Annotated in this window: 23 protein-coding genes; 9 read left to right on the top strand and 14 right to left on the bottom strand. The window is 30.4% G+C overall.

Features of this window, described 5'->3' with window-relative positions; all coding sequences use genetic code 11:
- The first annotated feature begins 125 nt into the window (after positions 1 to 125).
- Positions 126 to 890: a DeoR/GlpR family DNA-binding transcription regulator gene (locus PTZ02_RS14030; RefSeq protein WP_274228427.1), complete on the top strand. Its 765-nt coding sequence runs from the start codon at positions 126 to 128 to the stop codon at positions 888 to 890.
- 71 nt (positions 891 to 961) lie between these two features.
- Here PTZ02_RS14030 and PTZ02_RS14035 read toward each other — a convergent pair whose 3' ends face one another.
- Genes PTZ02_RS14035 through PTZ02_RS14045 form a run of 3 tightly spaced genes read right to left on the bottom strand, consistent with a single transcriptional unit; the run spans position 962 to position 2,617 of the window.
- Positions 962 to 1,465, bottom strand: a complete 504-nt coding sequence (locus tag PTZ02_RS14035) for a GNAT family N-acetyltransferase (protein WP_274228428.1) — start codon at positions 1,463 to 1,465, stop codon at positions 962 to 964.
- 28 nt (positions 1,466 to 1,493) lie between these two features.
- Positions 1,494 to 2,156, bottom strand: coding sequence for a YczE/YyaS/YitT family protein (locus tag PTZ02_RS14040; RefSeq protein ID WP_274228429.1), 663 nt, complete (start codon positions 2,154 to 2,156; stop codon positions 1,494 to 1,496).
- 23 nt (positions 2,157 to 2,179) lie between these two features.
- On the bottom strand, positions 2,180 to 2,617 hold the full coding sequence (locus PTZ02_RS14045; RefSeq protein ID WP_274228430.1) for a MarR family winged helix-turn-helix transcriptional regulator: 438 nt from the start codon (positions 2,615 to 2,617) through the stop codon (positions 2,180 to 2,182).
- 157 nt (positions 2,618 to 2,774) lie between these two features.
- On the opposite strand from PTZ02_RS14045, the gene PTZ02_RS14050 reads away from it, so the two are divergent.
- From PTZ02_RS14050 to PTZ02_RS14070, 5 genes are all read left to right on the top strand, one after another.
- The gene (locus PTZ02_RS14050) at positions 2,775 to 3,650 is read left to right on the top strand and encodes a PHP domain-containing protein (RefSeq protein WP_274228431.1); all 876 of its coding nucleotides are present in this window, start codon (positions 2,775 to 2,777) and stop codon (positions 3,648 to 3,650) included.
- 131 nt (positions 3,651 to 3,781) lie between these two features.
- The gene (locus tag PTZ02_RS14055) at positions 3,782 to 4,096 is read left to right on the top strand and encodes a hypothetical protein (RefSeq protein WP_274228432.1); all 315 of its coding nucleotides are present in this window, start codon (positions 3,782 to 3,784) and stop codon (positions 4,094 to 4,096) included.
- A gap of 178 nt (positions 4,097 to 4,274) precedes the next feature.
- Complete coding sequence (locus PTZ02_RS14060; protein WP_274228433.1) at positions 4,275 to 4,850, top strand: hypothetical protein; 576 nt, start codon at positions 4,275 to 4,277, stop codon at positions 4,848 to 4,850.
- A gap of 292 nt (positions 4,851 to 5,142) precedes the next feature.
- Positions 5,143 to 5,421 carry a CD3324 family protein gene (locus PTZ02_RS14065; RefSeq protein WP_274228434.1) on the top strand — a complete coding sequence of 93 codons (279 nt, stop codon included), beginning with the start codon at positions 5,143 to 5,145 and terminating at the stop codon, positions 5,419 to 5,421.
- A 289-nt stretch (positions 5,422 to 5,710) separates the two neighbouring features.
- Positions 5,711 to 6,370: an FBP domain-containing protein gene (locus PTZ02_RS14070; protein ID WP_274228435.1), complete on the top strand. Its 660-nt coding sequence runs from the start codon at positions 5,711 to 5,713 to the stop codon at positions 6,368 to 6,370.
- Between the two features lie 242 nt (positions 6,371 to 6,612).
- Here the strand turns inward: PTZ02_RS14070 and hcp are convergent, their stop codons facing one another.
- The 3 genes from hcp to PTZ02_RS14085 all read right to left on the bottom strand — a co-directional run bounded on the left by hcp (position 6,613) and on the right by PTZ02_RS14085 (position 10,091).
- Positions 6,613 to 8,265, bottom strand: coding sequence for a hydroxylamine reductase (gene hcp, locus PTZ02_RS14075; RefSeq protein ID WP_274228436.1), 1,653 nt, complete (start codon positions 8,263 to 8,265; stop codon positions 6,613 to 6,615).
- 156 nt (positions 8,266 to 8,421) lie between these two features.
- Positions 8,422 to 8,817, bottom strand: coding sequence for a large-conductance mechanosensitive channel protein MscL (mscL, locus tag PTZ02_RS14080; protein WP_274228437.1), 396 nt, complete (start codon positions 8,815 to 8,817; stop codon positions 8,422 to 8,424).
- Between the two features lie 299 nt (positions 8,818 to 9,116).
- Positions 9,117 to 10,091 (bottom strand): SDR family NAD(P)-dependent oxidoreductase, encoded by a 975-nt coding sequence (locus PTZ02_RS14085; RefSeq protein WP_274228438.1) that lies wholly within the window; start codon positions 10,089 to 10,091, stop codon positions 9,117 to 9,119.
- 143 nt (positions 10,092 to 10,234) lie between these two features.
- Here PTZ02_RS14085 and PTZ02_RS14090 point away from each other — a divergent pair, with 143 nt between their 5' ends.
- A complete protein-coding gene (locus tag PTZ02_RS14090) occupies positions 10,235 to 10,810 on the top strand; it encodes a TetR/AcrR family transcriptional regulator (RefSeq protein ID WP_274228439.1) in 576 nt (191 codons plus the stop codon).
- Positions 10,811 to 10,887: 77 nt separating this feature from the next.
- Here the strand turns inward: PTZ02_RS14090 and PTZ02_RS14095 are convergent, their stop codons facing one another.
- The 4 genes from PTZ02_RS14095 to PTZ02_RS14110 all read right to left on the bottom strand — a co-directional run bounded on the left by PTZ02_RS14095 (position 10,888) and on the right by PTZ02_RS14110 (position 13,892).
- Positions 10,888 to 11,238 (bottom strand): DUF2200 domain-containing protein, encoded by a 351-nt coding sequence (locus PTZ02_RS14095; protein ID WP_274228440.1) that lies wholly within the window; start codon positions 11,236 to 11,238, stop codon positions 10,888 to 10,890.
- A gap of 27 nt (positions 11,239 to 11,265) precedes the next feature.
- A complete protein-coding gene (locus tag PTZ02_RS14100) occupies positions 11,266 to 12,381 on the bottom strand; it encodes a transglutaminase domain-containing protein (RefSeq protein ID WP_274228441.1) in 1,116 nt (371 codons plus the stop codon).
- A 220-nt stretch (positions 12,382 to 12,601) separates the two neighbouring features.
- Positions 12,602 to 13,471, bottom strand: a complete 870-nt coding sequence (locus PTZ02_RS14105) for an aldo/keto reductase (RefSeq protein WP_274228442.1) — start codon at positions 13,469 to 13,471, stop codon at positions 12,602 to 12,604.
- A 55-nt stretch (positions 13,472 to 13,526) separates the two neighbouring features.
- A complete protein-coding gene (locus PTZ02_RS14110) occupies positions 13,527 to 13,892 on the bottom strand; it encodes an ArsR/SmtB family transcription factor (RefSeq protein ID WP_274228443.1) in 366 nt (121 codons plus the stop codon).
- A 229-nt stretch (positions 13,893 to 14,121) separates the two neighbouring features.
- Between PTZ02_RS14110 and PTZ02_RS14115 the strand changes: the two genes are divergently transcribed.
- Positions 14,122 to 14,739, top strand: coding sequence for a HutD family protein (locus PTZ02_RS14115; RefSeq protein WP_274228444.1), 618 nt, complete (start codon positions 14,122 to 14,124; stop codon positions 14,737 to 14,739).
- Between the two features lie 102 nt (positions 14,740 to 14,841).
- On the opposite strand, the gene PTZ02_RS14120 is transcribed toward PTZ02_RS14115, so the two are convergent.
- On the bottom strand, positions 14,842 to 15,720 hold the full coding sequence (locus PTZ02_RS14120) for a LysR family transcriptional regulator (RefSeq protein ID WP_274228445.1): 879 nt from the start codon (positions 15,718 to 15,720) through the stop codon (positions 14,842 to 14,844).
- 172 nt (positions 15,721 to 15,892) lie between these two features.
- Here PTZ02_RS14120 and PTZ02_RS14125 point away from each other — a divergent pair, with 172 nt between their 5' ends.
- Positions 15,893 to 17,059, top strand: a complete 1,167-nt coding sequence (locus tag PTZ02_RS14125; protein ID WP_274228446.1) for an MFS transporter — start codon at positions 15,893 to 15,895, stop codon at positions 17,057 to 17,059.
- A gap of 131 nt (positions 17,060 to 17,190) precedes the next feature.
- On the opposite strand, the gene PTZ02_RS14130 is transcribed toward PTZ02_RS14125, so the two are convergent.
- The 3 genes from PTZ02_RS14130 to arcA form a co-directional block, all read right to left on the bottom strand.
- Positions 17,191 to 18,000 (bottom strand): nitroreductase family protein, encoded by an 810-nt coding sequence (locus PTZ02_RS14130; RefSeq protein ID WP_274228447.1) that lies wholly within the window; start codon positions 17,998 to 18,000, stop codon positions 17,191 to 17,193.
- 264 nt (positions 18,001 to 18,264) lie between these two features.
- Positions 18,265 to 18,843 carry a TetR/AcrR family transcriptional regulator gene (locus PTZ02_RS14135; RefSeq protein ID WP_274228448.1) on the bottom strand — a complete coding sequence of 193 codons (579 nt, stop codon included), beginning with the start codon at positions 18,841 to 18,843 and terminating at the stop codon, positions 18,265 to 18,267.
- 183 nt (positions 18,844 to 19,026) lie between these two features.
- Positions 19,027 to 20,259 (bottom strand): arginine deiminase, encoded by a 1,233-nt coding sequence (arcA, locus tag PTZ02_RS14140; RefSeq protein WP_274228449.1) that lies wholly within the window; start codon positions 20,257 to 20,259, stop codon positions 19,027 to 19,029.
- Between the last annotated feature and the right edge of the window lie 274 nt (positions 20,260 to 20,533).

The raw sequence follows: 20,533 nt of genomic DNA on the forward strand, positions 1-20,533 counted from the left end.
TGTTGTTACTTACTACTATTTACTATCATTTTATTTTAATTATTCCTATTTGTCAATTAACTTAATTGCATTATCATATTAAAATTGTTAAAATAGAAACAAATGAGAACAAATTGGAGGAAATTATGTTTATTGTAGAAAGACATAAACACATCTTAGATTTATTAGAAAGAGATGGAAAGGTATTAGTAAAAGATTTAAGTACTCTGTTTGGAGTAAGTGAAAGTATGATTCGAAAAGATCTCCAAGTTTTAGAGAAAAATAACTTACTTCAACGTACTTATGGTGGTGCTATTAACATAAAAAGAACTATAGTTACTGGTGAAAGCTTCTTTAAACGAGTTGAAAAGAATACAGATTTAAAAGAAGTAATTGCTCAAAAGGCATATGAGCTATTAAAAGAAGGAGATACGATTTTTCTAGATGCATCAAGTATATCCTATTTTCTTGCAAAACTTATTACACAAAATAATAAAAGTATTACATTAATTACTAATATGGTTGAGATCTCATCAATGATAAAATTAGATTCTAAAACACATGTTATTTTTATAGGAGGTGACTACGATCCCCTTGTAGGTGGTAATATAGGATCACACTCTAATGAACAAATAAAACTTTACCGTTGTAACAAAGCCTTTATAGGTTGTAGCGGAATAGATTTAAGAGATGGAAGTATTAGTACTGGTGAATCTGAGGATGCTGGCACAAAGAAAGTAATTATGAAAATATCTAAAGAATTATTTCTACTAGCACCAAATGAAAGATTCAATTTAGATGGAATATATACCTTCTCAAATATATCTGATTTTCATAGTATCATTACAGAATCAGAGCCAAATGATTCTATAATGACTTTACTTAAACAGTACGACATTAACTTAATATAAAAGTATACATAATAAAACCTACATAGATTTAATTATTCTAAATCCTTGTAGGTTTTTTGTTGTTTCTATTATCATAGTCTTTTCTCAAAAGCTATTCTTTTATTTCCATCTTCTAAATAAATTATTCCGCAATACTTAAAACTATTTTTCTTAAGCAGCTTCTGCATAGATATGTTTTCTTCATGTGTATCTACTTTTATGCTATAAACACCTTTATCTAAACAAAGCTTTTCTACATTTTTTATAATCTCAGAGGATAACCCTAGTCCTTTATAATCCCCATGAACTGCTATCCTATGAATAACTGCAAATTCGTTATTACTAATCCACTGCCCTTCATATATAGCGTCATAAGTTTTTTCACCATCAAAAGAAATTGCTGCTGTTGCTACAATATTATTATCTTTTAATAATACATAGCTGTGCTCATTTATAATATCATTATTTATTGTTTCTACATTCGGATAATTATTCTGCCATTGATCTATCCCTTGTTCTTTAAAGTAGGCTTGAGCCTGACTAATTATATTCATTATTTCTTCCATATCTGCTTTAATTGTTTTCCTAAATTCCATTACTATAAGCCCCCAATCTAAATAAAGTTTAATTGTTTTGATTTACTAAACACTGATTAATATATATAACTCCTTGTTTTATGTTTCTATGGCTTAATGACTTTACATCAAAATTAAATATTCTATAAACTATTTGAACACAATACCCCACTGCAAAAGCAGTAATAAAGGACCCAACTCCAACAAATCCTCCTAATAACCAACCTATGCTTAAGGCTCCCATCTCTATACAAAATCTGATTAAGCTTATTGGCTTACCAGTAATCTTTACTAGTGCAATCATAAGTCCATCTCTAGGACCACACCCCATGCCACAGCCTATATATAAATAACTACCTATTGCATTTACAATTAAACTTCCTAACATCATTAATATTCCTGCAATTAAATTATTACAAACAGGGATTAGTTTAGCATATATTATTAAATCTATAAAACATCCAATGATTATCATATTGGCTATTGTTCCAAGTCCTACCTTAATTCCTAATATGCTAGCAATTACTACTACAACTACTCCAACCAAAATACTAGCTTGCCCAATAGTTATTCCTATTATATTTGTTAAGCCTTGATGAAATACATCCCATGGACTTAATCCCAATTTAGAATTTAGTGCCATTACAGTTCCTAATGCACAGAATAAAAATCCTAATATCATTCTTATTATCATACTTGCTATTTTTTTCATTTTGCCCCCATCATCCTTAGTTTTTATTTAGCCCAATATTCTTCTATATTTTCACTCATTCTTCTTATTAATTCAGTTGCTAACTGCTTTTCGTCCTTACTAAAACCCTTAAAGGATATTTCTAACTGTTTCCTTTCTTCTCCAAGTATAAAATTATATACTTCTAACCCTTTTTTAGTAGGAGTTAATTTATATTCTCTCTTATCACTCTGCCCTTGTTGCTTATTCATATAGCCAATATCTATTAGCTTTTTAACTGCTTTTGTTGTTGTTGCTTTATCAACTTTTAGCATGTTTGATAATTCCACAAAATTAATTCCTGGATTTTCACAAACCCTAGTCAAAAACATATATTGCCCTTTTTGCAAGTCATACTTCTTATATTCAAAATCAGCTTTTGAGTTTATCGCCCTATATAATGTTCCTGTAAATCGTAATACCTTACAATCTAATTCTTTCATTATTATTCCTCTCAGTGACTAATTATTGATTGAAAGTTCAACTAATAATATATCTTAGATTAAATGAAAGCTCAACTAGTTTCTTTATTATTGCTTTAAACACATAAAATTAGATAAAATATATAATATATAATCGTAAACAAGGAGCTGTATAACTATGATAGATTTACATATACACACTACTACATCAGACGGTTCAGATGAACCTAAAGATATTCTTATTAAAGCGCAGCAATTAGGACTAAAATATATATCTATTACAGATCACGATTCAATTGGTGCCTATAAAAAATTGAATGATGTTAATATTCATGACTACTATGATGGTAAGCTTATTCCTGGATGTGAGTTTTCTGCTGTACATAATGGAAAACCAATTGAGATATTAGGGTATGGTATAGATTTTGAAGTAATAAATTCAACTGGAATTGTTTCTGATGAAAAATTTTACGATAGAGAAAATTCCTATCTAAATAAAATGAAAGAGATATGCCGAAACCTTAATATTAAATATAGTGAGGATTTATCAATCAACGGAAAATATTTTGCAACTCAGATGCTTCATGCAGATATAAGAAAATATCCTGAAAATGAGAAACTTTTTGATAAGGATATATGGGGAAACCTTAATGCGTTTTATAGAACTTGCGTGAATAATCCAGAAAGTCCATTTTTTCTGGACCAAATGAAAGATTATATGACAGTACAGGAAGCTGCTACTCTCATAAAAAAAGCAGGGGGAAAATCATTCCTTGCCCACCTATATGGATATTTTGTAGAAGATCATACTGAATTCTTAAATTCTATAGTGTCCTTAAATGCTCTTGATGGCATAGAATGCTACCATTCTCTTCATTCAATTGAAAGAACAAAGTATCTACTTAATTATTGTAATGAACATAATATATATTCATCTGGTGGAAGTGATTATCATGGGAAACTTAAACCTAATGTTAAGATGGGAGAAAGCATAGCTGATACAAAAATCCCTTATGATATATTAAAGCCATGGCTTCCAAGTAATGTGTTATAACTTTTTATATCTATATTTTATGTAATGAGTGTTGATAAAAACTCTCATTTACTTATTTAAATATTAATGTATAATTTATATATAAATAAACAATCTATATTGGAAGTTTTGTTTTGAAAGGAGATAATTTTATGTCAACATATATGATTACATATTTTTTAAGTGATACTTGTGGATGTGGTCATGACCATGATCACGAGCACGATCATGAACATGAGCATATTGAGTCTAGTGAAGATAATATAATTGCAAAAATAAAATCCGTTGGTGCTTGGGCTCATTTTATGCCTGAAGCTTTCCTTGTTAAAAGTACTTTATCTGCTCAAGAAATATTAGAAGAGCTTAAAGCTGTGGCAAATGCAGGAGATATATTATTCGTAACAAAAACAGATGCTGAATCATGCGCTTGCCAAAACCAAGCTGTTATTGATTGGATAGCAAAATAGTTTTAATTTTAAAAAGCAATTTGGTTTATTTAATCCAAATTGCTTTTTTGATTTCTTTGCTTTTTAATTTACATAAATAACGTAAGTTTTTAAAATTCTCCTGAGTAACACTAGTAAGAGTGGCTAATATACTATTAATTATGAGGCATATAACTGTATCAATATAAAGGAGTTTTATATGTATAATAATCAATTCCCATTTTATCCTTGTCACTTGAATCAAGCTACTTACCCTTCCTTCGATGTAGGATGGAGAAAAACGACTCAACACTTTGTTGCCTTTAGCGGTACCGTTACAAGGATTGAAGATTTTTATCCAAGTCCAAATGATGCATCAGCAGGTTGTTATAAATTAATGTCACTAGAGAACATAGACCGAGGTCCAGTAAATTTCACCATATCCCCAGGAACCTACTTCGTAAATCATGAGATTGTTGAGGTAGGTGATGAGGTAACAGGATTTTATGATGTAAACGCACCAGCCCTTCTTATTTATCCTCCACAATATCCTGCAATTGTCGTTGCCAAAAACACAGATTTTCAAAATGTTACTGTAGACTATTTTAATGATCAGCTTATAAGCAGTGGGGGAAACTTAAAGCTAAATATTGCTCCAACTACTGAGATAATTCTAACAAATGACCAAACTTTTAATAGATACCCAGGAAATAGAAATTTAATTGTTGTTTATGGACCTACAACCATGAGCATCCCTGCTCAAACTACTCCATATAAAATCATTGTTCTTTGCTAAATACTACACTTCATATAAAGTCTTATTCACCTTTTTTCCATTATAACTTTATATTAAACATGATATAATAAGCATAATCGTAATGTATTAGGGGGTGTTTTTTTATGAAGGTCAGTGATACATTCAGCTTTAAATCAGTTTGCTCCTTGCAGGGACTACAAAGTCAGCTATGCTTTGTTTGGAGCCTAAGCTGTTAAATTAGCTGAAATGCGTACATGTTTTAGGTTCTGTAACACATAGCTCTTTTGTATTCTTTGCTTTAATACTTTAATAAAAGTGGAGGAGTAAGGAAATGAAATATGCAAAGGCACAAGATGTGTTACCAATGGAAATTATTGAAATAATACAAAAATATGTAGATGGAAAATATCTTTATGTACCCAGAAAAGATGAAAATCATAAATCTTGGGGAGAAAAGAGTGGAATAAAGAATGATCTTAAGGTAAGAAATAACGAGATTTATAAAAAGTATGTTGGTGGGGCTACTATCAATGAACTCACTCAAGAGTATTACCTGTCAGAGAAAAGTATAAGAAGAATAATAAGACAAGAGAAACATATATGCTCATAATCAATACAGAACTATTTATTAGATTGAAGGCTTGTTTTAACTCATGTTATGATTTCATTGTGGAGATCCAATGAAAGTTATAACTTATAATTTAAAACAAGATTCAATAGAAAATGTTTATGAATATATCGTGTGTTTTAGATTAGGATGATTATTGTTACTTTCAATTGGAGTAATAGTGATCATCTTTTATTTTGTAGATTAATTGAATAATGAACTTGGTAGTAAAATCATTTTTACTTACGTTAACAATGAGAATAGCAATAATTAGAATAGAGGTGCTAGATTTATGAATACTTTTATAAAAAAACATGAATTTAATTATATAAGAAAGCTTTTACTTGACTTAAAAAATGCTTTTATAGGATGCGTAGATAAGGATATTATTGAAGCTTCAAAGGCATATACACAAGATAAGATATTAAATGTATTCGAAAACTTATCCGAGGGAGAAAAAGAGTTACTTGATATTAGTAAACTAACTAAAATACATCACTTTGATAGCTATATAGAAGAACTTAATGAATATGTTTATGGATTACCTGATATCACAAATGCACAACTTAGTAGATTGTTTAAAAAAGAAAAGAAGTTTAAACTACCAACTCAAGATGAACAAGTCTCTAAGAAAGTATATTTAGGATGGATTGATAACTCAATTAGAAAGTTATTTGTAGCCTATAACATTAATGGTAATCTTATTGGTATGGCATGTAGGATTTCAAATCCTGATGCAAATAACTCTCATAGGTGTGTTCTCTGCAATCGTGTGGGTAAGGAAAATGAAGTAGCTTTCGTTTCACCTATTTGTAAAACAACTAGTACTGCAGAAGGTGCTTATAGATCAATCGGCTTTGATTTATGTTTAGATAGTAAAGAGTGTAATGAAAGAATTGTATCAACCGAAAAGCTTGAAGAAATCTTAAAGAATGTTAACAATATAAAATGATAGTTACTTACATTATTAAAACCAACTCTACATATGAAAATTTAAAGAAATTAATTTAATTGAGATTTCCTGGTCTAAAGCATACTTTATAAGCTTTAGACCTTATTCCTTTAATACGGATTTTTTAAAAAATATAGTCCTATATTAAGATTAAATTACTTGTTATTAATATAAACCATGATAGCCTATAGAAAAAGCACCAATCAAAGATTAGTGCCTCATTCCAAAATAAAATATTAACTTTAGTTAGCTTGTCCTAGTGAATTCTTTAAATCTTCTTCCGGTGTACCTATTGGTGTTATATTAAACGTATCAACTAGATATTGTAATACATTCGGAGATAAAAATGCTGGCAGACTTGGTCCTAAATACATTCCTTTTATTCCAAGTGACAACAATGCTAATAAGTCAGCAACAGCTTTTTGTTCATACCAAGAAAGCACAATTGTTAATGGTAATGAATTCACATCTGTTTCAAACGCATCGGCTAGTGCTGTAGCTATTCTAACTGCAGAATAAGCATCATTACATTGTCCTACATCTAATAATCTAGGTAATCCAGCTACTGTTCCAAAATCCAATTTATTGAATCTGTACTTACCACATGCTAAGGTAAGAATTACACAATCCTCTGGAACCATTTTAGCAAAATCTGTATAATAATTTCTACCTGGTTTTGCTCCATCACAACCACCTATCAAGAAGAAGTGTCTTATTTTTCCTTCCTTAACTGCATTAATTATAGTTTCTGCATGGGATAATGTTGCGTTATGTCCAAATCCCACTAATATTTCTTTCTCTTCTTCCGCTTCTTTAAATCCCCCTAGTTCTAATGACTTATTTATTATCTCACTAAAATCTTTAGTTCCATCTTCAGAAATTCCAATATATTTTACGCCGTCCCAACCTACAACGCTTGTTGTAAATATCCTGTCTTTATATGTTTCTTTTGGTCTCATTAAACAATTAGTAGTCATCAAAATACAGCCTGGTATTCCATCAAATTCCTTTTGTTGATTTTGCCAAGCAGAACCAAAGTTGCCTACTAAATGTTCATATTTTTTTAATTCTGGATATCCATGAGCTGGTAGCATTTCTCCATGAGTATAAATGTTAATTCCTTTACCTTCTGTTTGCTCTAATAACATTTGTAAATCTCTTAAGTCATGACCAGATACTATAATAAATGGACCTTTTTTAATGTTAACATTTACTTCGTGTGGTGATGGATCTTTGTATTTAGTAGTATTAGCTTTATCTAAGGTTTGCATCACTTGCACACTCATATCTCCAACTCTCATAGTCATACTTATCATATCCTCAAGAGTTAAATTATCATTTGTGGTAGCTTCAAGACCTAAGAAATAAATATTATCTACTTGTTCATTATTATATCCGATAAATCTTGCTTGATGTCCATAAGCACTTACCCCTTTTAATCCATATAATATAGTAGATCTAAGGGAGCGAATATCTTCATTAAGATTCTGATTATACATAATACCTGCTTTTACTGAATCCTTTAGCATTTCTTCTTTGGTATCACTTAGATTATATGTAGCTGCATCTGGATACTTTCCTTCTGGCGCTTGCTCTCTTAGCTCTTCTTTTATTTTTTGCGATTCCTTTAGCAGCCTTACATGAACTTCAGGATCAAAATTTACATTTGTTAATGTTGTAAATAACCCATTCTCTACAAACTTAACTATTTCTTTATCAATAACTTTTCCTTCTTCAATTAAAGGCTTTGCATAACAAGAAATGCCCTTTAATTGATATATCAATAAGTCCTGTAAGTTTGCAATCTCTGGTGTTTTTCCACAAACACCTCCCTTAGTACAGCCCTTTCCCCCAGCAGTTTGTTCACACTGATAACAAAACATTGCATTTTCCATATACATTCCTCCTCATAATAAATTTAAAATTAAAGTAGTGTTACCTACATTAATACCCCCTACTTGACTCTAATTATAACTTTTTATTATGTATCTATGTTTTCTGAAAAATTCAGTCGTAGCTATTCTAATATCTTAAATAAAATATACTCTTTTTTATTTCTTTAATAAGTCCCTAATTTCCCTAAGTAATAATACTTCATCGGATGGCTTTGGTTCTGTTTCAACAACTTCAACTTTCTTCTCTCTTTTTAATTTATTTATTAATTTTATAAACAAGAAAATTGAAAATGAAATAATTAAGAAATCAATAACATTTTGAATAAAATTTCCATAATTAAGAGCTACTTCAGGTATATCGCCATGAGCTTCTTTAAAGACAATTTTTAAATATGTAAAGTTAACTCCGCCTGTTAATGCACCAACTAATGGCATAATTATATCGTTTACCATAGAAGTAACTATCTTACCAAAAGCACCACCAATAACAACACCAACAGCCAAATCTACTACATTGCCTTTCACTGCAAATTCTTTAAATTCCTTTAGCATATTAAAACCCCCTCTAAAAAAATTTATTATTTAATAGCTTGTACAATAAGTTACTACTTACTTAAGCTAAAAGCATCATATTTCTTTAATTATAGCATATTTTGTAAAAATATAGCTATTTATGTTTTCAACTTTTCCTATTTATTGTTAAAAATATGTGACTAACTTTTTGTGGGAATATCATTATCTTGAGCCTTACATAGTATTTTTCACTTTGAAGTTATAAGTAAATCAAGGACATAACTCATCATGGTATGTCCTTGATTTATATTAATAATATTGATTAATCTGTTATATTCTTAATCTAAGTTTAATATGGTTTCAGTTTTCTTTAATTTTGTCAATTCAATACTTGTCCTCCATAAATCTTTCCTATTTTCTTTGTTATAAGAAAGCTCCGAAGATTTTATTACCCTTGTACCATCAAAATACTTACCAGTAGTTTCTTTAAGTTCAGTATTAATTATAAGTGATGCTAAATCTTTACCTGATATATCAGCACTTTTAATATTTGAATGGAATAAAGCAAGCGCAGGAAGAATATGTTTACTTAAAAATCTCATGAAAGGAGGGAATGTACGTGAAAACCCTGTGCCTGGCATCTGCCCAGGATTAAAAGCATTTACTGTAATATTTTTATTAGTTTGTTCTTTAATTCTTTCAGCTAACTCGTAAGTACAGTATATATTACACAATTTTGAATTAGAGTATCGACGTTGGCCAACAGTAAGCATATTTTCATCTTGACTCATTTCCTTAGGATAGGCTAATAATCTAGCATTTTCATATACAGGTGTAGCTACTATTGTCTTTTGTGCTGGGTCATGAGTTCCACTGCTAACGAAAACTATTCTACCATCGTCGGAAATCTTTTCTAGCAGCATATTAGCTAGTAGAAAATGTCCAAGATGATTAGTACCAAAGGTACTTTCAAACCCATCTTTAGTATAATACGTTTTATCAACCATAATTAATCCTGCATTGCAGACTAAAGCATATAGTGGCGGATATTCTGAATTTGAAAAATTACTTACAAAATTTCTTACAGCCTCTAAGGATGAAAGGTCAAGTTCCAAAGAAGTTATGTTGTTATTGCTTGTTTCTTTAATTAGTGCACTTACTGCTTCCCTTGCCTTATCTGCATTACGGCAAGCAAGTATAACATGATAGTTTTTATTAGCCTTAGCAATGTTTCTAGCACATGCAAAACCTAATCCTGAGTTTCCACCAGTTATAATAATAGTTTTTTTATTTGAATTCATTTCAGCTAACATAATTACACTCCTTTTCTAAAAATAAAGCCTAATGTATTTCTCATTGACACTGTCAACTTAAATTTATTATAGTCCGCCACGTTGACAGTGTCAATACAGTGTTTTAAAATTAATTATAAATATATTTGTAGAAGAGGAGTACTATGAAGAGCAGTAATGATACAAAACAAAAGCTGATTGATGTTACAAGACAAATGATTGATACAAATGGTGTTGATTCAGTTAGTATGCGTGACCTTGGAAAGGAAACGAATTTGTCTAGAAGTGCAGTTTATGTATATTTCAAAAATAAAGACGATTTACTTGCAGCTATTGTGACTGAAGATTTTGAAACACTAAAAAGTCGCATTTGTAAATTGATTGGAGAAATAAAGGATCCTAGAAAACTTGTTTATGAAGTTTTATATACTTTTTATGATTTTGGAATAAATAATAAGGAGCATTATAAATTGATGTTCCTCAAACAATGGGATAAAGAACAATATGATAACCTACACATTGCAGCCATTGAAGTATTTGGAATGTTCTATCAGTGTTTAGAAAAACCTCATGAGCAAAGATACACTGTTAGTAAATCACCGAAACAATTAACAGCAATGGTTTCTTCATTTATACTGGGTCTTGTTGAACTTAATTCTACTGGACACCTAGAACCTGAAAAAGGATTAGATGATCCAACTAGTTTAATTGATTCATTTGTAGACTTGATTTTTGTTTAAGTTGCTAATCACTATACAAAAAACACTGATTCTTTTGTATTTTACATATAGAATCAGTGTTTCTTCATTTTTAATCATTATTTTCTTAAAATCTTATCCATCGCTTTTCCCTTTGCTAACTCATCAATTAGCTTATCTAAATAGCGAATTTCCTGCATGGTTGGTTCTTCAATATCCTCCACTCGGACACCGCAAACAACCCCTTTAATCAAAGTTCGTAAGGGATTAGGCTTTGGTGCCTCCACAAAGAAAGTTTCAAAATCTGTCTGTTTTTCTAGTTGTGCTTCTAATTCTTCCTGGCTATATCCTGTCAACCAGCGAATGATTTCATCAACTTCTGTTTTCGTACGTCCTTTTTTCTCAGCCTTTTTAACATAAAGGGGATAGACACTTGCTACACTCATTGTATAGATACGATGTTTATTCATGATATATTCTCCCTTGCATAATACTTTTTATTTAAAATTAACTGTTACATATCCGCAATTCATTATGTCATCTTTAAAATATAAATAAGTAAATTCTCCATATTTTCCTGCACTTTTATACGCTCTTACTATTGCATTTTCAATATTTTGTTGATTATTATCAAAACTTAAAATTTTAAAAGACGCAGATGCTTTACCACTAGAAAGTCCTTTTTTCACAGATTCATAAAACTCATCATAGTTCTTTGTTATTATTATTACATTTCCTTTTGAGTCTTTTTCAACTAAATGTAGGTTATTGACACTATACTCTGTACTATTACATTTTGGGAAATCAACTTTATTCCACCTATGATTTTTTTCTATTTGTTCATCTGTAACGTTAAAATAAGAATATCTAATAATATTAGAACCATCATCAGTAATTGGATCATCCCAGGTGGTATCCAAATTATAGTATTGTCCTCCTATCTTGACGACATTCCATGCATGGCTAATCCAATTCTTTCCGTCATAAGCATCTCCAAGTGCTAACTTTGTCTCAATTCCGCTAGCCTTTAAAAGCCTGTCCATAGCTACGGCATAACTTTGACATACTCCTACTCCATTTATTAATACTCCATAAGAAGAATAGGATTCTTTCGGCATGTTTCCTGAATCAATCCTTTCATCATACTTGGAGTTATTCACAATATAATCATGGAGAGCTACTTCCTTTTCATAATCTTTCATATCAGGCTTTATTACTTTACTTATAATATCTTTAACTTTATTTTGTACTGCCTTTTCTTTATTTTGTAGGGTTTCCTTACTTTCACCATAACTAAACTTAAAGGTCATTTTAGTTATAAAGGGAATACTTTGTATTTTCAAAGTATATGCCATTTCATTATCTAGTAATTGTGGATTATCAACTAACACCTTTTTAACAACATCTGAGCTATATATATTTTTATCATAATTTTGTACATCAATAACTAGAGTATCATTATAATTATAGATAGCTTCCTTAACAGCATTATAATAAGTCTTATAATCTTTAATAATGTTATTATTATTTTTAATGCCGTATATCCCTGCTAATATAATAGAAATACATATAAGTATTACTAGCCTCACTGCAAAAAGTTTTTTCTTAATCATAATAACTCCTAATTAAAAATTCTCTGTTTTTGAGATTAATTATACTCTGCTGTAATTAACTAAGTCAAAATAATTACTTCTTAATACTGGAAATATAGGTGTAAAACTTGTTGTAATGACTTCTACTTTTGGTGCTGTTGGGGTTAGTGGTAAGTACCCTAATATTGCTACACCAGAAGGTAATTGGACAAACCCTAATTGGGTTACTTATTTAGTTTCCTTATTTAATAAACATTTTCATAAGTTTATTATAAAGGGGATTAACCATATAACCTGTAGGACTATGGGAATACCTTTTTCCTGTGTTCAGTTGACTTATTCTTTCCATTTCTTCACTGGACAATTCAAAGTCAAATAGCTGAATATTTTCTTTAATTCTCTTTGGATTTGATGACTTTGGAATAATAATAATTCCCCTTTGTATATGCCAGCGTAGAATAACTTGAGCCACAGTTCTTTTATGATTCCTTGCAATCTCATTCAATACTGTGTTTTTCAATAAATCTCTATTGCCTTGTCCTAAAGATGCCCAAGCTTCATGTAATATTTTATGATTAGTTAAATAATTATGTAATTCATCTTGTTGGAACTCTGGATGAGTCTCAATCTGATTAATCATTGGTTTAACCTTGGAATGTTTCATTAATTCTTCAAGGTGCTGAATTTCAAAGTTTGCAACTCCAATAACCTTGATTTTTCCTTCTAGATATAACTCCTCCATTGCTCTCCATGCTTCTATATAACCAGGAGCTGCAAAATGAATTAAATACATATCAATATATTCTATATTTAGATTTTTACAAGTTTTTTCGAATGCCTTTTTAGTAGCTTTATAACCAAGTTCCGTATTCCAAACCTTAGAAGCAATAAAAAACTCCTCTCTAGGTATCTTACTTTTTTGAATTTCTATTCCTAAATCTTTTTCATTTCCATAGATTTTTGCTGTATCAAAATGCCGATAACCAATTCTAATAGCTTCTCCAACCGCAGTTTCAAAATCTTCTCTTTTAGTTAATTTATATACCCCAAAACCTACTTGAGGAATCTTCACACCATTAACTGCTTCTATTTCCTTATTAGCTAAATTCATTTATTTACTCCTTTCAAAACAAATTAATATAAACATACCTAGTGAAGATTATCATTTATATTTCTGTTTCATCTAAATTTTCTTTCCAGCAATCATACATAAATTCTTCAAGATGGGAAAACAACAATTTCATCAAAGCCAATCCACTTTTTTCCGGATTATTTATATGATAAAAATTCATCGTACCTTGTTTTACCATGTTCACAATTTTTGCTTCTTTCAATATCTTCAAATGATGTGAAACAGCCGGGCGTGATAAATTTGTTCTTTTAGTTATTTCTCCGACTCTCATTCCTGGATATGTTCCTTTAGCCAAACTCAAAATGATTAATTGTCTTGTCTCATCCCCAATAGCAGTTAATACAGGTCTACATTCTTTAAATTCATTTTCTAGCTGCTTTAAGTTTTCTAATTCATTCATTGATACGACTCCTTTATGAAAGATATCAAATAATATATGGTTTAATGTTTTAATCCATGATAGCAATTTATAATTACCTTATCAACATTGGGAAAGTAAATCGAGACGAATATCTTATTATATAGATTAATTTGCTTTTGAAATACATTTTTTAATTGTATATTTCAAAATAATTTTTTATTTAATATAATAAGCATAAGAGATACACTAAGTTAGGAGCAATTAAGACATGAAATATAAGGTAGAGTTATTAAAAGAAGAAAATTATAAACCAACCTTTTGGTCTGGAGGAATGGCTACAGAATTGACAACATATCCATTAAATTCTGATTATGCCAGTAAAAATTTTTTATGGAGGCTGGGAGTTGCCAAAATTGATATACCAGAATCTACTTTTAGTAGTTTACCAAAAGTGTCACGTAAATTCATGGTTATAGAAGGAAGGATAACCCTCGACCACGAAAATAGGTATAAGAAATTACTTAAACCCTTTGATCAAGACGACTTTATGGGTGATTGGGTAACTAAAACTTATGGTAAAGCTTCTGTTTTTAATTTAATGACAAGAGAAAATTATAGTGGTGAATTACTTCATCTGAATATTAATCCTAGCAAACAGCTTAAATTCGATTATAAACCCTTATTAAATAAAGATTTAGTTTCAATTTGTTTTTACACTGTGCGTGGAGGTTTTAATACTACTATTAATGATAAAGGATTTGAAACTTCTAAAAATGATTTAATTATAATTAATTGTGTACATTCAGACTCTGCTCATGAATTTATGCTTTATAACAATACTTCTGAAATTACAGATATTATAGTCAGCATAATTTGTCGTAATTAGTTTATCTAAATTACTATTTATCTGACACTAAAAACCTCATTTACTTATGGTACGGTTCACCGTAACTATAGCAAATGAGGTTTTCGTTATATTATATAAATTTTATAAAATCAAGCTTGAAAGTATGTATTTTTGAAATGCTGAAATACTATTATTTAAGTTTTTATTGCGTGGTAATGCTAAAGCTGTGATTCCCGAAATTGGTTCATTAAGCTTAACAATTTTAACACCAAGATGTCCATAGTAATTAACACTGTCATGCATAAGCAAAGAAACTCCAAGTCCCTCCGACACAAGGTCAAGTATGGTATCTATTTGATCACTTTCATACAAAATAGAAGGCGTAAAACCTGCTTTTTTACATGCTCCAACTGGAGTATCATGCATTCCAGTACTTGGGTCTAGTAAAATGAATTTTTCATTAGCTATTTCTGACAAATCAATAAATTTGTTTTTGGCAAGTGGATGCTTCATATCAGTTACAAGCACATACTCATCATTTATGAGTGGCTGAATTTTAAGACCAGTATCTTCATCCAAGTTTGTAAGGATAAATGCAGCATCAATTTTATTATCTCTAAGAAGCTTAATAAGATCTTTAGTTTTTTTCTCTACCAAGTTTATTTTAATACCTGGATGTTCCTTTTGAAACGAGGCAATCAATCCTATAAGTCCCTGGCAGTTAACAATCTGTGACATACCTAAATTTATATGCCCTTCTTCAAGATTGCTATGCTTTTTAATCTTTAATTTCAAATCATCATACCTTGCTATAACCTCTTCTGAAAAATTAACAAGTTCTTCACCAGTTAATGTTACAGTTTTGGTTGCTCTATTAATTAATTCAGTTCCTAATTCATCTTCTAATGCTTTTAATCGTTTTGATAATGAGGATTGCGATATACAAAGTTCCTGTGCAGCAGTAGAAAAGTTTTTATACTTTACCACAGCTAAAAAATACTTTAATTGCTCAATTTCCACTATGCCACCTCTTAGTCAATTCTTTTATGGAATAATTGTATCACAATATTGAATTGATTATGCAGATGATTTTAGAGTATAGTTCAGACAAGAACTAATTTTAATATTTTAGTACTTTCCCGGGGATGCTAAGGTCTAAACTATATACTTAAAGATAAACTGGAGGATAATTATGAAAGAATTCACAAATAGAAAATTGGTAAAGATATCGATTTTATCAGTATCTCTATTACCCATTATGGCCGCCACAGCAGTAGCACCCATACTTGGTAGCATAGGGGATACTTTTGTTAATACAAATCCTACTTTAATAAAAATGATCTTGACTATACCAGCTATCATGACAATTCCAGTGAGTCTTCTATCAGGAAGGCTTGCCTCTACGTTAAAGAAACGTCATATATTGATTGTAGGTATACTATTCTATTGGCTTGGTGGTTTTCTTCCTTATTTTTCAAACAATATATATACACTATTATTTTACCGAGCCTTCTTAGGCGTAGGTGTTGGTCTGATACTCCCCCTTTCCACATCCATTATTGCAGATTTTTTTGATGGGGATGAGCGAAAAAAAATGATAGGACTTTCTTCAGCTTGGAATAACATAGGAGGGGCAATAGCAGTCTTGCTTTCTGGAATTCTTGGAAGGCTTAGTTGGAGATATTCTTTTGGAACTTATCTTATTGCCATATTTCCATTAATTATGGTTGTTTTTATATTACCTGAGCCTAAAAAAATAGAAAATAAGCAAAAAACTATAAAAAGTATTATGAATAAAGCCTTGATAACCGTATTCATGAAAATGTTACTGTTTTATATGATATTTTATGTACTGCCAACAAATATAGCATTATTTTTAAAAAGTGAAAACCTAGGATCAACTAATACAGCTGCTTTTTTCATTGCAAGCACATCTTTCATGTCATTTGTGACGGGATTATATTTTGGTAAGATAATAATCAAGTTAAAGAATTACTCAGAATTATCCGGATGGTTTGCCATGTTCCTGGGCTTTGTTATATTAAGTACATCACACTCAGTAATTTTTCTTTTTATAGCAGTATTAGTTATGGGCTTCGCCTTTGCAATTTTATTCCCATTATTTCTTATTGATACTACAAAATGTGCACCTAAATATGCTAATGCATTTGCTTTAAGTATTGTTGGTAGTTTTGGTCTTTTAGGGCAGTTTTTATCTCCTATAATTGTAAATGTCATTGGAAATATTATAGGGATCTCTTCAGTAAGGTTTTCGTTTCAGTTTTCAGCTATTGCTTGTATTATAGTTATAGTGACGTTGTATTTCTCAAATATACGCTACAGTTCAATTAGTAAATAATCCTGACTTGCAATTGGACTGTTACTATTTTAAAATTCCAAATATATGTTGCTATCAGTTGCCTAAGTAATTAGAATTAAAAAGTAGAGTGTTGCAGCACTCTACTTTTTATTAATATTAACTATATTCAATCATTTATTTTCAAAGAAAGAAGCCGATAACGGTTGTCTTTCTGTAAATCTTTTAAAGCTATGCTTAGGATATCCTACCATTACAACTCCTGTTATTTTCTTTTTTTCAGGAATGTTAAAAACCTTGTACATTGGCGAATTATCACTTCGTGCACAAATTTCAAATATTCCTGCCCAGCATGATCCAAGTCCAAGGGATGGAGCAAATAATTCAAGATACGACAATGAGAGCATTGAATTTTCTCTACCATTACGAAAATCTTCATCAGCCATAGTTAAAATTATACTAGGCGCATCTCTTAGGATAGTATCAACCTTATTATTCCTATAACCACTAATCATTCCTGCCAATGCCTTACTCAACATTTCATTATTCTCAAACCAGTTAATGCATTCTTCAACTGCTAATTCAATTGTTTTTTTATCATCTACTATTAAATACGATATCCCTTGTGAATTACTTGCAGTTGGAGCTAAGTGGGCAACTTCAACAAGCTCCAATAATTTTTCTCTTTCCACTTCTATATTCTTATATGAACGAATAGATCGTCGTGATCTAATAAAATTCTTTGCTTCTTCCGAATTTAATTTTTTGATTTCTCCTATCTCACTTTGCATAGCTAATGGCGACTTCTTATTATCTATAGCTTCTTTTGGGCATATTGCTACACAATGTCCACATTCTAAGCATGCATTTGGATTGACTTCTTTTGGACCAGTAGCTTCTAGTTTTAGTACTCCTGTTGGACATTCCGCCACACACATTCCACATTTTATACATTTTTCTTCATTAACTGTTATTAAACTCATTTTCATTCACTCCTCATTAATTTTTCACTTTGATTAGATACAAGTACACTTAATTTTTAATTGATTTATTATAAAGCTCTTACATAAAGGTATCACATGTGATTATCACCTCCCTTAGCTCATATTTATATCTTTTGAGAATGACCATTCTAATTAATGCAAAAAAATTATCAATTTTAATGGAGATTTTACTTTTCTATAAAGCAAAACAGTTTAGAGAATTTTAAATATTTTGAGAACGTTCATTCTAATTGGTGTAAAATTTTATTTATCTAATAAATCCAAGAAAAAATCCGCTATACGATGCAATTTTTCTTTACTCGCGGACATTCTTAGCTGTACACGAATTCCATGCAAGGTATTTTGAAAAACTTCTGATAGAACATGAGAATCATAATTACATGAAATTTCCCCTGTTTGTTGTCCTTTTCGAACAATATCAGCAATAAGCTGTTCTGTTTCCTTAAATATTATTTCTATTTTTTCTTCAACCTCTTTATCCCTAAGAGCCATCTCAGTTGCTGAATTTACAATTAAGCAACCCCATTGTTTATCTTCATATCCTTCGATTATAAAATCAAAGATAAATTGTATAGCTTGTTTTGCTGTTTCAGCATGTAAAATTCCAGCCTTTATTTTGTTTTTAATTAATTCTTCATAAAAATCCATGGCTTTTAAAAATAATGTATGCTTATCCCCGAAGGCATCATATAAGCTTCTACGATGGATTCCCATATGCTCTACCAAATCATTCATAGATGTCTTTTCGTAGCCTTGTCTCCAAAATAATTCCATTGCTTTCTCAAGAACTACTTTCTCATCAAATTCTCTACTTCGTCCCATTTAGATTCCTCCTTAGTAATATTAATACTATCATTTTGAGAACGATCGGTCAAGAATAGTTTGTACTAAGGGTGGTCATCTAACTGTAAGCAAATAGGAAAAATAAAAGCGTACCTATTGGCATAGCTAATAGATACGCTTTTCTATGTAAGGTTCTTTAATGTGTCTTTCAATTCTTCTTTTCTAAATTTTTTCTCTAATTATAGGCATACTCATGCATCTTGGGCCTCCACGACCTCTAGATAATTCATAGGATTCAAACTCTAACACTTCAATATTGTTTTTTCTTAAAGCTTCGTTAGTTACATGATTGCGATTATAACAAATTACTTTGCCAGGTGCTACAGCAAGTGTATTACTTCCATCATTCCATTGTTCTCTGCTTGCTGCAATAAAATCCCCATTACCACACCTTATTAGATTTACTGCTGGTAGGTTTAGATGTCTTTTCAATATACTTGATAACTCTTCATGTTCATACTTTATTTTGATTTCATCATTTTTTCCTTTATGAATGCTATATACATCTAAAGGTTCCTCAATACCGGGATATATAGTAAACTGATCATAATCCACCATAGTAAATACCGTATCTAAATGCATATATGCTCTAGTTTTAGGGATATCAAAAGCTAAAACCGTTTCAAAAGGTTCCTCTGAACTTAACAGTCTATGTGCTAACCTTTCTATTGCAATTGATTCTGTTCTATCACTTATTCCAATAGCTAAAACTTTATCAGAAAGAACTAGAATATCTCCACCCTCAATTGGATGAGTTTTGTTTCTGTTGTACCACCTTGGCGTATCCTTGAACCTAGGATGATTATCAAATATATATTTTGCAAATATAGTTTCTCTATTTCTTGTCACATTGGCCATAACATTTAGTGAAATACCCGACCCAATAGATGCGAAAGGATCCCTTTGAAAATACATATTAGGAATAGGATCCAGATAAAAAGGATACGGATTCTTAACCATATCTCCCAAGGACTTTGGTTTAATATCACTAAGCTCTTCTTTTCTAACACCAGCTATACATTTTCTTATTAGTTCCTTTGGTGAACAGTGGACAAATAGCTCCATGAGAGCTTCCTGAAACCCTTGAGTAACTATTTTCCCCTCTTCCATAAATTCTTTTAGAAATTCATCCCTAACCTTAGTATCCTCTAAAATATCTGCCATAAGATCAGTAAGATATAGAACTTCTACACCTTCATTGCGTAAAATATCTGCAAATTGATTATGTTCTTTTTCTGCCTGTTTTAAAAAAACAATTTCATCAAATAATAATCTTCTTAAATAATCCGGAACTATATTCTCAACCTCTTCTCCAGGGCAATGAAGAAGTACACACTTTAGATTTCCTATTTCACTATAAACAGAAATATTAGAATTAGAAACCACGAAATTCATCCCTCCTTTAGTAATCTAATCCTTAGTGTTCCATTTTTCTTTAATATTATGTTTTGAGAAGGGTTAACTCACAATATTCGAATCCTATTATTCAAGTCTCACATTATTTTTCATAAATTCCATTGAAAATAATTTAAATTTAACCATTATATGTAAAGTCACATGGTTATTCACCGATATAATTATTAAGACTCTATATATTTTTGAATAAAACTATTCTGGGATTCTACTATTCCCTTTTATTTACTGTAGTTTTAACAATAGAAATATACTT

This window comes from Clostridium sp. 'White wine YQ', assembly GCF_028728205.1.
Lineage (GTDB): Bacteria > Bacillota > Clostridia > Clostridiales > Clostridiaceae > Clostridium_T.

Coding starts and splice junctions, on each gene's coding strand:
- PTZ02_RS14030 (WP_274228427.1), top strand. CDS start 126: ATGTTTATTGTAGAAAGACATAAACACATCTTAGATTTATTAGAAAGA.
- PTZ02_RS14035 (WP_274228428.1), bottom strand. CDS start 1,465: ATGGAATTTAGGAAAACAATTAAAGCAGATATGGAAGAAATAATGAAT.
- PTZ02_RS14040 (WP_274228429.1), bottom strand. CDS start 2,156: ATGAAAAAAATAGCAAGTATGATAATAAGAATGATATTAGGATTTTTA.
- PTZ02_RS14045 (WP_274228430.1), bottom strand. CDS start 2,617: ATGAAAGAATTAGATTGTAAGGTATTACGATTTACAGGAACATTATAT.
- PTZ02_RS14050 (WP_274228431.1), top strand. CDS start 2,775: ATGATAGATTTACATATACACACTACTACATCAGACGGTTCAGATGAA.
- PTZ02_RS14055 (WP_274228432.1), top strand. CDS start 3,782: ATGTCAACATATATGATTACATATTTTTTAAGTGATACTTGTGGATGT.
- PTZ02_RS14060 (WP_274228433.1), top strand. CDS start 4,275: ATGTATAATAATCAATTCCCATTTTATCCTTGTCACTTGAATCAAGCT.
- PTZ02_RS14065 (WP_274228434.1), top strand. CDS start 5,143: ATGAAATATGCAAAGGCACAAGATGTGTTACCAATGGAAATTATTGAA.
- PTZ02_RS14070 (WP_274228435.1), top strand. CDS start 5,711: ATGAATACTTTTATAAAAAAACATGAATTTAATTATATAAGAAAGCTT.
- hcp (WP_274228436.1), bottom strand. CDS start 8,265: ATGGAAAATGCAATGTTTTGTTATCAGTGTGAACAAACTGCTGGGGGA.
- mscL (WP_274228437.1), bottom strand. CDS start 8,817: ATGCTAAAGGAATTTAAAGAATTTGCAGTGAAAGGCAATGTAGTAGAT.
- PTZ02_RS14085 (WP_274228438.1), bottom strand. CDS start 10,091: ATGTTAGCTGAAATGAATTCAAATAAAAAAACTATTATTATAACTGGT.
- PTZ02_RS14090 (WP_274228439.1), top strand. CDS start 10,235: ATGAAGAGCAGTAATGATACAAAACAAAAGCTGATTGATGTTACAAGA.
- PTZ02_RS14095 (WP_274228440.1), bottom strand. CDS start 11,238: ATGAATAAACATCGTATCTATACAATGAGTGTAGCAAGTGTCTATCCC.
- PTZ02_RS14100 (WP_274228441.1), bottom strand. CDS start 12,381: ATGATTAAGAAAAAACTTTTTGCAGTGAGGCTAGTAATACTTATATGT.
- PTZ02_RS14105 (WP_274228442.1), bottom strand. CDS start 13,471: ATGAATTTAGCTAATAAGGAAATAGAAGCAGTTAATGGTGTGAAGATT.
- PTZ02_RS14110 (WP_274228443.1), bottom strand. CDS start 13,892: ATGAATGAATTAGAAAACTTAAAGCAGCTAGAAAATGAATTTAAAGAA.
- PTZ02_RS14115 (WP_274228444.1), top strand. CDS start 14,122: ATGAAATATAAGGTAGAGTTATTAAAAGAAGAAAATTATAAACCAACC.
- PTZ02_RS14125 (WP_274228446.1), top strand. CDS start 15,893: ATGAAAGAATTCACAAATAGAAAATTGGTAAAGATATCGATTTTATCA.
- PTZ02_RS14130 (WP_274228447.1), bottom strand. CDS start 18,000: ATGAGTTTAATAACAGTTAATGAAGAAAAATGTATAAAATGTGGAATG.
- PTZ02_RS14135 (WP_274228448.1), bottom strand. CDS start 18,843: ATGGGACGAAGTAGAGAATTTGATGAGAAAGTAGTTCTTGAGAAAGCA.
- arcA (WP_274228449.1), bottom strand. CDS start 20,259: ATGAATTTCGTGGTTTCTAATTCTAATATTTCTGTTTATAGTGAAATA.